The 12624-nt window shown below is 68.1% G+C and carries 13 protein-coding genes and 2 tRNA genes; 7 read left to right on the top strand and 8 right to left on the bottom strand.

Translation table 11 applies throughout. The annotated features are described in order from the left end of the window. Nucleotides 1–80: 80 nt before the first annotated feature. Nucleotides 81–308 carry a heat shock protein HspQ gene (hspQ, locus tag ACIHA7_RS14635; RefSeq protein ID WP_107654754.1) on the top strand — a complete coding sequence of 76 codons (228 nt, stop codon included), beginning with the start codon at nucleotides 81–83 and terminating at the stop codon, nucleotides 306–308. 75 nt (nucleotides 309–383) lie between these two features. Beyond that, nucleotides 384–1049 carry a hypothetical protein gene (locus ACIHA7_RS14630; protein ID WP_397289464.1) on the top strand — a complete coding sequence of 222 codons (666 nt, stop codon included), beginning with the start codon at nucleotides 384–386 and terminating at the stop codon, nucleotides 1047–1049. A 158-nt stretch (nucleotides 1050–1207) separates the two neighbouring features. Here the strand turns inward: ACIHA7_RS14630 and ACIHA7_RS14625 are convergent, their stop codons facing one another. The 5 genes from ACIHA7_RS14625 to ACIHA7_RS14605 form a co-directional block, all read right to left on the bottom strand. After that, on the bottom strand, nucleotides 1208–1678 hold the full coding sequence (locus tag ACIHA7_RS14625; RefSeq protein WP_397289462.1) for a flavodoxin family protein: 471 nt from the start codon (nucleotides 1676–1678) through the stop codon (nucleotides 1208–1210). A 102-nt stretch (nucleotides 1679–1780) separates the two neighbouring features. Continuing rightward, nucleotides 1781–2692, bottom strand: a complete 912-nt coding sequence (locus ACIHA7_RS14620) for an RNA polymerase sigma-70 factor (protein WP_397289460.1) — start codon at nucleotides 2690–2692, stop codon at nucleotides 1781–1783. Then, complete coding sequence (locus ACIHA7_RS14615) at nucleotides 2689–3816, bottom strand: NAD(P)/FAD-dependent oxidoreductase (protein ID WP_397290759.1); 1128 nt, start codon at nucleotides 3814–3816, stop codon at nucleotides 2689–2691. Before ACIHA7_RS14615 ends, ACIHA7_RS14620 begins: the two co-directional genes overlap by 4 nt. Before the next feature lie 291 nt (nucleotides 3817–4107). Beyond that, nucleotides 4108–4181 (bottom strand) — tRNA-Pro (locus ACIHA7_RS14610). A gap of 47 nt (nucleotides 4182–4228) precedes the next feature. Next, nucleotides 4229–4302: transfer RNA gene (locus ACIHA7_RS14605), tRNA-Gly, on the bottom strand. Nucleotides 4303–5213: 911 nt separating this feature from the next. On the opposite strand from ACIHA7_RS14605, the gene ACIHA7_RS14600 reads away from it, so the two are divergent. After that, nucleotides 5214–6164 carry a diguanylate cyclase domain-containing protein gene (locus ACIHA7_RS14600; protein WP_397289458.1) on the top strand — a complete coding sequence of 317 codons (951 nt, stop codon included), beginning with the start codon at nucleotides 5214–5216 and terminating at the stop codon, nucleotides 6162–6164. Between the two features lie 4 nt (nucleotides 6165–6168). Here the strand turns inward: ACIHA7_RS14600 and ACIHA7_RS14595 are convergent, their stop codons facing one another. Together ACIHA7_RS14595 and ACIHA7_RS14590 are read right to left on the bottom strand one after the other, a co-directional pair. Continuing rightward, nucleotides 6169–6981, bottom strand: coding sequence for an Fpg/Nei family DNA glycosylase (locus ACIHA7_RS14595; RefSeq protein ID WP_397289456.1), 813 nt, complete (start codon nucleotides 6979–6981; stop codon nucleotides 6169–6171). A 7-nt stretch (nucleotides 6982–6988) separates the two neighbouring features. After that, nucleotides 6989–7462 carry a ribose-5-phosphate isomerase gene (locus ACIHA7_RS14590; RefSeq protein ID WP_397289454.1) on the bottom strand — a complete coding sequence of 158 codons (474 nt, stop codon included), beginning with the start codon at nucleotides 7460–7462 and terminating at the stop codon, nucleotides 6989–6991. 165 nt (nucleotides 7463–7627) lie between these two features. Between ACIHA7_RS14590 and ACIHA7_RS14585 the strand changes: the two genes are divergently transcribed. Beyond that, the gene (locus ACIHA7_RS14585) at nucleotides 7628–8689 is read left to right on the top strand and encodes a M48 family metallopeptidase (RefSeq protein ID WP_397289452.1); all 1062 of its coding nucleotides are present in this window, start codon (nucleotides 7628–7630) and stop codon (nucleotides 8687–8689) included. 45 nt (nucleotides 8690–8734) lie between these two features. Here ACIHA7_RS14585 and ACIHA7_RS14580 read toward each other — a convergent pair whose 3' ends face one another. Next, a complete protein-coding gene (locus tag ACIHA7_RS14580) occupies nucleotides 8735–9382 on the bottom strand; it encodes a DsbA family protein (protein WP_397289449.1) in 648 nt (215 codons plus the stop codon). Between the two features lie 211 nt (nucleotides 9383–9593). Between ACIHA7_RS14580 and ACIHA7_RS14575 the strand changes: the two genes are divergently transcribed. The 3 genes from ACIHA7_RS14575 to ACIHA7_RS14565 all read left to right on the top strand — a co-directional run bounded on the left by ACIHA7_RS14575 (nucleotide 9594) and on the right by ACIHA7_RS14565 (nucleotide 12584). After that, nucleotides 9594–10829, top strand: coding sequence for an NAD(P)/FAD-dependent oxidoreductase (locus tag ACIHA7_RS14575; RefSeq protein ID WP_397289445.1), 1236 nt, complete (start codon nucleotides 9594–9596; stop codon nucleotides 10827–10829). Nucleotides 10830–10941: 112 nt separating this feature from the next. Then, entirely contained in the window at nucleotides 10942–11343 is a 402-nt protein-coding gene (locus ACIHA7_RS14570; protein WP_135235435.1) for a YciI family protein, read from the top strand. After that, the gene (locus tag ACIHA7_RS14565; protein WP_397289442.1) at nucleotides 11340–12584 is read left to right on the top strand and encodes an RNA polymerase sigma factor; all 1245 of its coding nucleotides are present in this window, start codon (nucleotides 11340–11342) and stop codon (nucleotides 12582–12584) included. The genes ACIHA7_RS14570 and ACIHA7_RS14565 overlap by 4 nt, the downstream gene beginning before the upstream one ends. Nucleotides 12585–12624: the final 40 nt, after the last annotated feature.

Raw genomic sequence — 12624 nt, 5'->3', positions numbered from 1 at the left:
CTCCTCCCCCGACTCTCGTTCCTCAATGTTGTTGCACGCAAGACGGATACAGTGACCTGTATCGGAAAGGTGCGTGAATCATGACGGAAGCCAAATTCGCTGTCGGCGACCGAGTCCGCCACGTGTCCATCGGACGTCACGGTGTCGTCGTCGCGGTCGACACCGAGTACTCGCCGGCCCACGACGAAAACGACCTCAGCCTCAACCCCTCCGTCCGTGACAGCCCCTGGTATCGGGTGACGCTGGAGGACGAGAACGGTCAGCCCGTGGAGACCTACCTATCCGAGTCCCAGCTGGACTCCGAGTAGCCACCGAACCCGCGCGAAACACAGCGGGATGGTTGGTGCCCGGTTTGTGTCGGTAGGTGCCGCTAGTCTGCTGAAGTGGTCGGACCGGATTCGGCGCTGCGCCGACTGATGCGCGAGGCAGGGAAGCTGCTGCAGCCCTATGGCTTCCAGGGCTCGGACGACGTGTGGGTGCGTATCGTGCCCGGCGGAGTGGCGTCGGTCGGTCGCACCCGGGTGTTGCGCACCTGGACCGAGGGGCAGCAGGTTCTGAAATTCGGCCTGACCCTCAACGCGACCCCCACCGCCTGGTGGGAATTCCGCAACTGGCGCAATACACAGCTCGGACGTCCGCTCGTACCGCTCGAGCAGGCAACCGGGCCCGGGCTGATCAGTGATCACGGCATACCGGACGAGCTGACCCGGCCGTGGTCGCTGGGGGTCGACCCGGCGACGGCGGGCAGGCACGCGCTGGCGGCAGACGTCGACGCCATCCGCGCCGAGCTACCCAAGCGCGTGCACGCCTACGCGCGGCGCGCGCTACGACTACTGGAGCCGGACCGGTACCTGGACGTGTTGCTGGCCGAACCGGATCCGCAGGGTGAAGCCTGGGAGGCGATCGTCGTACTGCTCGCCGATCGTGGGCCCGGGCCGGAACTGGATGACGCGTGCGGCCGGTTGCGTGCCTACCTGACGGCGCGGGATGAAGCGGCCTATGCGGAGAGTCTCATCGAGTACGCGCAAGGCCGCGCCGCCCTGGTCTGAGCATCTTCGATCGAAATGCTGGGCGTGGCGCTAAAAGCGCTGAGCTGCCCGGCCGCGATGAGCAGGCCACCGCGCGGTACCCCATCGCGGCACGGCGATTCCAGCACATGAACCTGCGACATCGGGACTCACTGTTCGTGCGACACTCGCCTCGCATCTCAACGCGTTGCGCCGAGTCGGACTCGAAGCCCCTCCGCGAATGTGCGCGCGGCCGCGAGATCGGCGGCGTCGGGTCGCCCCTTCCGGATGCCGCCGACGAGCTTGAACGGTGCGTAGGTGTCGAACGCGCGGCACGAGAACGTGTCGGCTACCTCGAAACCCTTCTGTTCGAGCAGGCGAACCATGGGGCGAGAGAAGCGCTGCATACCAGCGTCCGGAAAGCCGCTGCTGGCGAAGACGAATGCGGTGCTTCGCTGCTCCGGGAGCGACTCGACGAACTCCCGCAGCTGGGCATGGAAAGAACCGAGGAAGATCCCCGAGCCGAACCCGACGAGGTCGTAGCCGGCGAGCTCAGCGGCGTCGATGTGCTGCGGGTCGACCACCCTGGCTTGTAGCACCTGCCCCATGACGTCGGCGATCTTCTTCGTGTTGCCATGCGACACCGAGGTGCACACGATGATGGCTTTCATGACGAAGCTCCTTCAGGGTTGTGTTGATCCGGACATGCTCTGAGACACCACCTGATCGGCGACCGTGACATCCGGGCACCTGTGGCCTGCCTCACACCCGGTTCAGTTGTCCTGCGGCCGATCGAGCGGGCGCAGCACGTCGGCGTAGCGCAGCTTGTCTGGGTTACGAACCGCGTACAGGCCGGTGATGCGGTCTCCGGCGATTTCGATCATCAGCACGGTGTCCAGCTGACCGTCCGCGGACCGGAGCAGGATCGCGGGCAGCGCGTTGAAGGTGCCGAACTCGACGACCATGCCCGCCATGGTGTGCTGGGCGAGCTTGACGAGGAAGCCGGCGACCGCCGCGGCACCGGTGACCGGTCGGCCCGCGACGATGGCTTTCCCGCCGCCGTCGGAGATCTGCACGACATCGGGGGCGAGCACGTCCATCAGGTTCTGCACGTCACCGGTACGCGCGGCGAGCAGGAACCGATCGAGCACCGCACGATTGGTGTCGGCGTCGGGTTGGAAGCGTTTGCGGCGCGCCTGCACGTGCTCCCGGGCCCGGTGCGCGATCTGGCGCACGGCGGTGTCCGATTTGCCGATCATGTCGGCGATCTCGACCAGACTGTGGCCGAACACCTCCGACAGCAGGAACACCGCCCGCTCCGTCGGACTCAACGTCTCCAGGACGAGCAGCATGGCCATCGACACCGATTCGGCCAGCAGCACATCGTGACTGGCGTCGTGTTCGGTGCGGATCGGCTCCGGCAGCCAATTGCCCACGTAGTCCTCGCGGCGGCGGCGCACGGACCGCACCTGGTTGAGCGACTGGCGCGTCACGATCTGCACCAGATAGGCGCGCGGGTGTTCCACCGCGTCCTGGTCGATCTCGCGCCAGCGAAGATAGCTGTCCTGCAACACGTCTTCGGCGTCGGCCGCGCTGCCGAGGATCTCGTAGGCGATGGTGAACAGCAGCGGACGGAACCGGTCGAACACGTCCGACTCAGCGGTGCCTTCGGTCGGCTCGCTCATCGGGCCGTCGAGATCGGCGCAGGCACGGTCGGGCCGGGCAGCCACCGGTAGGCCTTCGGATACCGCATCGAAGTCAGCGTCCAGCGGCACACCCCTTCCTTGACCATCGCCGCCGCTCGCCCCGACAGCACGAACCCGCGAGCCGTGTCGTCCAGGTGCGTGGCTTGAATTAACCCGTCGTGGCGCCCCAGACTGATCGCCTGCCCGGCCATGCCGATCGACAACGGTTGCGGCCGTTCGCCCCGAATCAACGCGAGCACCGTATCGGCGCCGTGCGCCCCCATCGGCATCGCCGCTTGGCAACTCATTCTCAAGTGCTCCCCCACATACGGAGGCGGTGCGACAGCGTCCCCGACGCCGACGATCCGCCCATGATCAATGCACACCAACGTATCGTCGGTGCGCAGCCGCCCGTCAGCGGCCACCGCCAGACCACTGCGCGACGCCAGGTCCGGCACCCCGAACGAGCCCGCCCACACCGTGCAGTCGCTGGGCAGCACACCCGCGTCGGTCACCACGCCGTCGGCCCGGATCGCCGTCACCAGCAACCCGGAACGCACCCGCACGCCGACCTTCGCGAGCCTGCCTTCGATGCGCACCCGACTCGACTCGGGCAGCCACCCGGCCACCGACCGCGAAACCAACTCGACCGCCAAAGACGGATACCGGTAAGCGATTTCAGCGGACGTCTCGATCCCGGTCAGCCCACCACCCACGACCACAACCCGAGCCCCCGCCGACAACCGCGGCAGCCGCCCACGCAACGACTCAGCACCGTCGAGCTCGGCAACGTTGCACGCGTAATCGGCCCCGGCCAAGCCATGCGCGGCCGTGCTGCCCACCGCGTAGATCAGATAGTCGAACTCGAGCACAGAACCGTCATCGAGCAGCACCGACCTCTCCCCGATCCGCTCGACCGTCGCCACCCGCAGCCGAACATCGCGGCGCAGCACTTCCCGCCGAAGCTGCACCACCCTCGACACCCCAACCGCACGTTCGTGCAACCGAATACGTTCCACGAACTGCGCCCGCGGATTGACCACGGTGACCTGCACACCCGACCCACCAACAGCCGCAAGCCGATTCGCGGCCATAACCCCCGCATAGCCCGCACCGACAACCACCACCCGTACCAAGGCAATCACCTCCACTCAGCTCCGACCGATGTCTCGAAGACACCGCTCGCGCGGAGACCGTGACAGCCGCCGACGGTGGTGGCGATCACAGTAAGTTGCCCGGCCTGACCAGCGGCAACAGGCGCGAGAGCCAGACGGGCCCGATCAGTGTTGCGCACGATGCAAGCTCGATGCCGGCTTCCGCGCAGGCCACAATTCAGGCCGCACGCGCGGGAATCGGTCAGTTGAAACGGAACAGCCTCTGACCTTGATGCGCAGGTCAGAGGCTGTGTGATGCTGTCGGGGTGACAGGATTTGAACCTGCGACCCTCCGCTCCCAAAGCGGATGCGCTACCAAGCTGCGCTACACCCCGTTGTTCCTCGCGGCGGTTGTCGGCCGCCGCCGAGGCTGAATTCTGTGTGGAGCGGGTGACGGGAATCGAACCCGCACCATCAGCTTGGAAGGCTGAGGTTCTACCATTGAACTACACCCGCAGGCATACGACATCGATGGGATCGCCACGATGTCGTGTGCGTCCCGACTGTACCGAACCCTGCTTCGCAAATGCCAATCAGCCCCCCGCGCAGCGGGTTAGCGCGGGTGTGTGGCCGGTCGTCGGCGCGCAGCCGCGTGGTGCGTCGAAGGGCAGCCGCCCCGGTCAGGGCGTGGCGCACGGCCCAGAACTAAATGAAATTAAAAGGCTTCTGTTCCTGGAAACTCGGGCGTGTCGGATGGGAAGCGGGGAGCATATGGGACGCGTGACGACTCCTGTCGGGGGGAGCCGTGGCCCACGGGGTGGCCAGCAGTCACGCCCGACCGGTCGCGGAGAGGATGCCACCCTTGGGGACATCACGACTCGCCGATATCGCACTAGCAGTAAATTGCGCCGTGCGACCGACCGCCGGGTGTGCTGTGGGCAGGAAAATCCGGCTCCACACCTCCAGTGGGCAGAAGACCCGCAGACTCTCGGCAACCCACACCGCTACTTCGGCACTGCGACCAGGCGGGCGGCCCGGCGGGCCGACCGGACGGCCACAGGGCGTCGAGGCGTGGCGAGCGGCCGAGGGGACCCGCCTGACGCACCGCTACAGCGTGTCGTCAGCGTGTCACGGCGCGACTTCTCAGCGAACGAAATCCAGGTGTAACGCCGACGCGTGTGCAGCGATCACATACCCGATCGCCATTCGCGAGGCATCGAGAACACGTTGCAAAACAGCGTATTTTGATGCCGAGTGGCTTGCTAGGATCCTTTTTGCCGGACGGGGGTATCTGGAAAGGGGGCGGTGAGCGTGCGCCGAGCGAGGTGGACACAACCGCGTAGCAGTGCGAACGATCGGGGTGACGTCGGCACCTGTGTCAGCACAGGGCCTCTGGGTACCGACGCCACCTGCGTCGGGTGAGTTCGATGTCGATCGATATCGAGCCCCCCGTCGCCGCGATGGCCCGCGCCTGGGCCCGTGCGGTGTGCGCCGAGCCGGGTACCGGCGCGGCGCCCCAACAGCTGGAACCGGTACTGATCGACATCGTCGAGCGCCTGCTCACGCTGGCCAGGTCCGAGCCCTTCCCGGTGCCCGAGGCCCGGATGCTCGGCGCCAAGCTGGCCGAGGCCCCGTTCGACCGGATACGCATGCTCGCGCAAGCCTCCCGCTGGCTACTCGGCTTTCCCTCCGGCGCGCCGGGCTCACTCGTCGCCACCCGCTGGCCGCTCGTCGCCAGCCAGGCCATCGACAGCTACGCCCAGGCACTGCAGGAGCGCGCGCTGGCGCAGCAGGAACAGAACCTCTCGGCCAAAGTCTCGCTGCGCGTACAGGAGATCGCCGCGCTGCAACACCGGCTGCGGCACGAGGCGACCCACGACGCGCTCACCGATCTGGCCAACCGGACACTGCTCCAGGACCGGGTGCGGCTGATGGCGACCGACCCGAACCGCGGCGTCGGACTGCTGCTGATCGACCTGGACCGGTTCAAGCAGATCAACGACGGCTACGGCCACGCCATCGGCGACGAGGTACTGGTCGAGTTGGCCAACCGTCTGCGCGAGGTGTGCCCGCCGGACACGGTGATCTGCCGGTACGGCGGCGACGAATTCGTGCTCGCCGTCAACCCGCCGCACAACACGCTCGGCGACCTCGCCCACCGGATCGTGTCCGCGCTGCGCGACCCGGTGTGGTCGACGGCGGGTCCGGTGCCGGTCTCGGCCAGCGTCGGCACCGCGTTCTGTCCGCCCGGAAGTCCCTGCGACTTCAGCGATCTGCTGCGCAGGGCCGACCGCGCGATGTACTCGGCGAAGACGGCAGGCGGGCGGCGGTTCGCGCTGGCCGACGAGCCGGAGATCGACGAGGCCGTCGCCGGTTGAGGGGCTAATCCACCTGACAGGCGGGGCACCAGAAGAGATTCCGGGCCGCCATGACCGCGTGCGCGACCGGCGTGCCGCAGACGCGGCACGGCTCGCCCTGGCGGCGATAGACGTAGGTACGCGGCCGGTCCGCGGCGTAGGACGGCGCACCGTGGTCGTCCTCGGGCCGGACCACGACCATCTTGCCGACCCGCACGCCCACCTTCATCAACGCGACCAGATCGACCCACATCGCGTCCCACTCGTCGGCGGACAACGCGGTGCCCGGCCGGAACGGCGAAACGTGGTGCCGGAACAGCAGTTCGGCCCGGTAGACGTTGCCGACACCGGCCACCACCTGCTGATCCATCAGCAACGCGCCGATCGGCCTGCGCGAGCGGTGGATTCGCTGCCAGGCGCGAGCGGGGTCGGCGCCGCGGCGCAGCGGGTCGGGGCCGAGCCGATCGGTCAGCGCGGAAACCTCCGGGGCGAGCAGAACTTCGCACGCGGTCGGCCCGCGCAGATCGGTGCCGAAGCCCGGCTGTCCGTCCGGCGCGCCGAGCATGCGCATCCGCACCTGCCCGACCGGCTCCCCCATCGGCAGTTCGGACTCGGTGAACTTCCCGTACAAGCCGAGGTGCACGTGCACGACCAAGCCCGAGTCGTAGTGGTGCAGTAGATGTTTGCCCCACGCCTCGGCCCGCGTCAGCAGCTGACCGTCGACCCGGGCGGCACCCGCCGCGAACTTGCCCTGCGGGCTCGACACGCGCACCACACCGCCCGCGAGGCGTCGCTGATGCAGCCTCGCGAGCCGGTGCAGCGTATGACCTTCCGGCACAGCGTGGTCAGTACGCGGGAACCGCGGGCGCCTCGCCGGACTTCTCGTACTCGGCCAGGATGTCGATGCGCCGCTGGTGGCGAGCCTCGCCCGACCACGGGGTGGTGATGAACGCGTCGACGATGGCCAGCGCCTCCTCGGTGGAGTGCATGCGGCCGCCGATGCCTGCCAGCTGGGCGTTGTTGTGCTGACGGGCCAGTTGCGCGGTCTCCACGCTCCAGGTCAGCGCGCAGCGGGCGCCGGGCACCTTGTTCGCGGCGATCTGCTCGCCGTTGCCGCTGCCGCCGAAGACCAGCCCGAGGCTGCCCGGGTCGGCGACGGTGCGGCGGGCCGCCTCGATGCAGAAGGCCGGGTAGTCGTCGAGCGCGTCGTATTCGAGGGCGCCGCAGTCGACCACCTCGTGGCCCGCCTTTTCCAGATGATCCTTGACGTGGTTCTTGAGTTCGAAACCGGCATGGTCGGCACCGAGGTATACGCGCATGGCAGGCATTCTGTCAGGCCCACCCTCGGCTCGTTGCGAAGGGGCACACGGCCCGATCAACGCCGGGGACCGCAAGCGCGAATCGAGTTACGTCCGGACCACCGCGGTCTCGCGAACACCACGAGGTGCCGCTCCGGCTCGCAGCAACTGAATAGAGTTCATTCCATGCAGCCGCACGAACCCCAGCCCCCTCAGACGGGCCCGCACGCCGACCCGTATGCCCCGGCCGGGTGGGCGCAGGCGCAGGACGCGCCTTACGGCGCGCCGCCGCCCTACCCTGTTCCGCCGACCTACGGCCCCTACCCCGGTGTGCCCGTCCCGCCGAGCATGCCGCCACAGCAGCAACCGCGTGGGCTGTCGCCGTTCGGGATGCCTGCCCGGCACAGCTGGGAGATCCCGATGCTCATCGTGGTGGTCACGCTGACCGTCGTGGCTTACGCGATCGCGGTGCTGTTGCTGGTGACCGGCAGCGTCGATCAGTACGTGCTGGTGCTGGTGTTCGCGCCGCTGCTCATCTGGTTCGGCCGCGGCGTTCTCTATGCGACCCAGCGCGTCAACGGCGTCAAGATGTCGCCGACCCAGTTCCCCGAAGGACACCGGATGGTGCTGGAGGCGGCCGCGCGATTCGGCATGGCCAAGGCGCCGGACGCCTACGTGGTGCTCGGCAACGGCCAGATCAACGCGTTCGCCAGCGGGCACGGGTTCCGCCGCTTCGTGGTGGTGTACAGCGACCTGTTCGAGATCGGCGGAGCCGCACGGGAACCCGATGCAATGGCGTTCATCATCGGCCACGAGGTCGGCCATATCGCGGCGGGCCACGTCTCCTACTGGCGCCAGCTCGGTATGTTCCTGGTGCCGTTCCTGCCGATCATCGGCAACTCGCTGATCCGCGCGCAGGAGTTCACCGCCGACAATCACGGCTACTGCAATCGGCACGTCGGTGCGCCGGGGGCGATGAGCACGCTGGCCGCGGGCAAGTACCTGAACAAGCTGGTCGGCTTCGACGAGATGGCCGATCGGGCGGCGCTGGAGAAGGGTTTCTTCGTCTGGATGGTCAACGCCATGTCCTCGCACCCGGTGCTGACCTGGCGCATGTGGGCGCTGCGCGACCGGAGCCGCCACGGCAAGCTGTGGTTGCGGCCCACCCCGCCCGCGGGCGCCGCGCCCCCGGCCTATCCGAATTCCTACGGCCAGGCTCCGGCGCTGCCGCCGAAGCCCGTTCCGTAGCGAGCGGGTGCGAGTGCCGCATTGACGCGGCACTCGCACGAGCGCTCAGTCGAACTCGGGGTCTTCGGTGCGGGTGCGCTTGAGCTCGAAGAAGTGCGGGTAGTCCGCCAGCGTCACCGCGGCGTCCCACAGCTTGCCTGCCTGCTCGCCGCGCGGGATGCGGGACAGCACCGGACCGAAGAACGCGGTGCCGTTGATGTGGATCGTCGGCGTGCCCACGTCCGGGCCGACCTTGTCCATGCCCTCGTGGTGGCTCTTGCGCAGCGCCTCGTCGTAGTTTGTGCTGTCGGCGGCCTTCGCCAGTTCGGCGGGCAGGCCCACCTCGGCCAGCGAATCGGCGATCACCGCGGCGAGGGAGTCCTTGCGCGATTCCTGCTTGTACTCGTCTCGACGATTGTGGATGCGGGTGCCCATGGCGGTGTAGAGCGGCGACAGCACCTTGTCGCCGTGCTGCTGGGCGGCGGCGATGGCGACGCGGACCGGACCCCAGCCGGAGGCCAGCAGTTCCTTGTACTGCTCGGGCAGGCCCTCGCGGTTCTCGTTCAGTACGGCCAGGCTCATCACGTGGAAGCGGACCTCGATGTCGCGCACCTGCTCGACCTCGAGGATCCAGCGCGAGGTGATCCAACACCAGGGGCACAACGGGTCGAACCAGAAATCGGCGACGTCTTTCGCGGAGCCTTGATCACTCACGGCAGGTCCTCTCGAATCGGATATTCGACGGCGGTGGCGGTGTCCGATGATGTCGCTCGCTGCGCGCGCTGGTGCCCCGCCGCTACCTCGAACCAACCACAGCGGCGCCCGATTCGTTCCCAAGGCGGTGCGGCGTTTTCCAGAGATGCCGCCGCCCACCCCAGTAGGGTCTATTCGCAGGAGTCCGGTTCCCTCTCGACAAGGAGTCCGAATGACCTCGGATGAGCATTTCGTCATCGTCGGCGGCGGACTGGCTGCGGCCAAGCTCGCAGAAGCGCTGCGCGCCAATGACTTTCCCGGATCCGTGACGCTCATCGGCGCGGAGGAATGGCTGCCCTACGAGCGACCACCGCTGTCCAAGGAGCATATGGCGGGCAAGAAGCAGCTCGCCGAATTCACCTGCCAACCGCGTCAGTGGTATCGCGACCATCGCGTCGAGGTCCGGGTCGGCACGACCGTCGAGGGCATCGATCGCGCCGCGAAGACGGTCTCGCTGCCGGACGGTTCGACGGTGTCCTACGACAAGCTGGCGCTGGCCACCGGCTCGCGTCCGCGCACCCTGTCCATCCCGGGGGCCGACGCGCCCAACGTGTACACGCTGCGCACCATCGAGGACTCCGACACCCTGATCGAGCTCTTCGCGAGTGCCGCACAGCGCCTCGTGATCATCGGGGCAGGCTGGATCGGCCTGGAGGTCGCCGCGGCGGCCCGCGCCGCCGACCTCGAGGTCACCGTCCTGGAGAGCGCGGAACAGCCACTGCTCGGCGCGCTGGGGCCGGAGATGGGCGAGGTCTTCGCCGATCTGCATCGGTCGCACGGGGTCGACCTGCGCCTCGGGGTTCAGGTCAGTGAGATCACCACCAAGGAAGGGATCGGGACCAGGCTGGCGAGCGGGGTGAAACTCGCCGACGACACCGTCATCGACGCCGAGGCCGTGCTGATCGCGGTCGGTGCCGAGCCGAGTATCGACCTGGCCGCCGAGGCGGGGCTCGACGTCGACGGCGGCGTGCTCGTCGACGAACACCTGGCCACCAGCGACCCGGACATCGTCGCCGTCGGCGACATCGCCGAACAACAGCATCCGGTACTCGACCGCCGAATCCGGGTGGAGCACTGGGCAAACGCGCTCAACCAGCCCGCCGTGGCCGCCGCGACCATGCTCGGCAAGACGGCCGCTTACGACCGGCTGCCCTACTTCTTCACCGACCAGTACGACTTGGGCATGGAGTACATTGGCTACGCCGCCCCTGGCGACTACGACCGGGTGGTGACGCGCGGCGATGTCGGCAAACGCGAGTTCGTCGCGTTCTGGCTCGACTCGGACAACCGGGTCCGCGCCGGCATGAACGTGAACGTCTGGGATGTCACCGACCGGATCAAGGAGTTGATCCTCGCGGGCGAACCGGTCGATCCGGACGCACTGGCCGACACCTCGAAGCCGTTGTGATGCAGGTCACTTCACCGCGTCGACGAGATGCGTCGAATCGACGGGCCGGGCGCCGACTACACCACGAGCGCGCCGCACGGGCGCACCGCTCGGTAGCCGGAAAGAGGACCCGATGAAGTACATGCTGCTGAAGACCTACACCGCCCCCGCGTTCTGCGACACACCGATCAACGAATGGTCCCCCGAAGAAATCCAGGCGCACATAGACTTTCAGCGCGCCCTCGGCGAGCAGTTGGCCAAGTCGGGTGAGCTGGTAGACGCGCAAGGGCTCGCCGGCCCGACCGAGGCCCGCATCGTCAGCTCCGACGGCCGCTCGGCGCCGGTGGTGACCGACGGACCGTTCCCGGAAACGAAGGAATTTCTGGCCGGGTACTGGATCGTCGACGTGGAAAGCCCGGAACGGGCCTACGAGATCGCCGCGAAAGCCTCGGCGGCACCGGGGCCGGGTGGCAAACCGATCGGCGAATACATCGAGGTGCGGCCGGTATTGAGCGTCCCGGCCAGCGACCTGTGACCAACCGGCGAGTGGTGCCCGACGACACACCGCTCCCGGCGAGGGCCGAGGACCTGTTGCGCGAGTTGGCGCCGCAGGTCCTCGGTGCGTTGGTCCGTCGATTCGGCGATTTCGACACCGCGGAGGACGCACTGCAGGAGGCCATGCTCGCGGCCGCGACCCAGTGGCCGGTGGACGGGCTCCCGGACAACCCGCGCGGCTGGCTGATCCAGGTGGCGCAGCGCCGGATGGCCGACGCGGTGCGCGCCGAGGTGGCCCGGCGGCGCAGGGAGACAACGGCCTTCGACCGCGACGTGCCCGACGCGATGCCGGTCGACCACGACGACACGCTCGCGATGTTCTTCCTGTGCTGCCACCCCGCGCTGTCCTCGGCCAGCGCCATCGCGCTCACGCTACGTGCGGTGGGCGGGCTCGGCACGGCGGAGATCGCGCATGCGTTCCTGTTGCCGGAAGCGACCATGGCGCAACGGATCACGCGGGCGAAGAAGAAGCTGGCGACGTTGGAGCGGCCGTTCGCTCGGCCGGGCGGCTCCGAATGGCATGCTCGGCTCGGCACGGTCCTGCACGTGCTGTATCTGATCTTCAACGAAGGCAATACCAGCACGTCCGGCCCGGACTTGCAGCGCGCGGACCTGTCCGCCGAGGCGATCCGGCTCACCCGCGCGGTGCACCGAATGCTGCCCGACGACACCGAGGTCACCGGCCTGCTCGCGCTCATGCTGCTCACCGATGCCCGGCGCGCGGCCCGCACCGGGGCCAAGGGCGAGCTGATTCCGCTCGCCGAGCAGAACCGCGCGCTGTGGGATCGCGCGCAGATCACCGAGGGTGTCACGTTGGTGACGAGCACACTCCCGCAAGGACTTTCCGGGCCGTATCAGATCCAAGCGGCCATCGCCGTGCTGCACGCGCAGGCAGGCAGCGCCGAGGAGACCGACTGGACCAAGATCCTCGCGCTGTACGACCTGCTCGAAAAGCTTTCGGACAACCCGATGGTGACGCTCAACCGCGCCGTCGCGATCGCCATGGTGCACGGGCCCGAGGCCGGGCTCGACCTCGCCGCGACGCTGGACGATCGGCTGGCAGGCAACCACCGGCTCGACGCTGTCCGCGGTCACCTCCACGAAATGGCGGGCAATTCCGACGCCGCCATCGCCTGCTACACCACCGCGGCCGGCCGCACCCCCAGCGCACCGGAGAACCACTACCTCACCCTTCGCGCCGCCCAGCTCCGTCATCGCTGAGCGGCTCGCTCGACGGTTGCCGCGGCCACGGCGACTCGTA

The organism is Nocardia sp. NPDC052316, from assembly GCF_044547795.1.
GTDB lineage: Bacteria > Actinomycetota > Actinomycetes > Mycobacteriales > Mycobacteriaceae > Nocardia.
The sequence above is the reverse complement of the archived record's forward strand: the minus strand, read 5'-3'. Positions and strand labels throughout refer to the sequence as shown.

Coding starts and splice junctions, on each gene's coding strand:
- hspQ (WP_107654754.1), top strand. CDS start 81: ATGACGGAAGCCAAATTCGCTGTCGGCGACCGAGTCCGCCACGTGTCC.
- ACIHA7_RS14625 (WP_397289462.1), bottom strand. CDS start 1,678: ATGAAAGCCATCATCGTGTGCACCTCGGTGTCGCATGGCAACACGAAG.
- ACIHA7_RS14620 (WP_397289460.1), bottom strand. CDS start 2,692: ATGAGCGAGCCGACCGAAGGCACCGCTGAGTCGGACGTGTTCGACCGG.
- ACIHA7_RS14600 (WP_397289458.1), top strand. CDS start 5,214: ATGTCGATCGATATCGAGCCCCCCGTCGCCGCGATGGCCCGCGCCTGG.
- ACIHA7_RS14590 (WP_397289454.1), bottom strand. CDS start 7,462: ATGCGCGTATACCTCGGTGCCGACCATGCCGGTTTCGAACTCAAGAAC.
- ACIHA7_RS14585 (WP_397289452.1), top strand. CDS start 7,628: ATGCAGCCGCACGAACCCCAGCCCCCTCAGACGGGCCCGCACGCCGAC.
- ACIHA7_RS14575 (WP_397289445.1), top strand. CDS start 9,594: ATGACCTCGGATGAGCATTTCGTCATCGTCGGCGGCGGACTGGCTGCG.
- ACIHA7_RS14570 (WP_135235435.1), top strand. CDS start 10,942: ATGAAGTACATGCTGCTGAAGACCTACACCGCCCCCGCGTTCTGCGAC.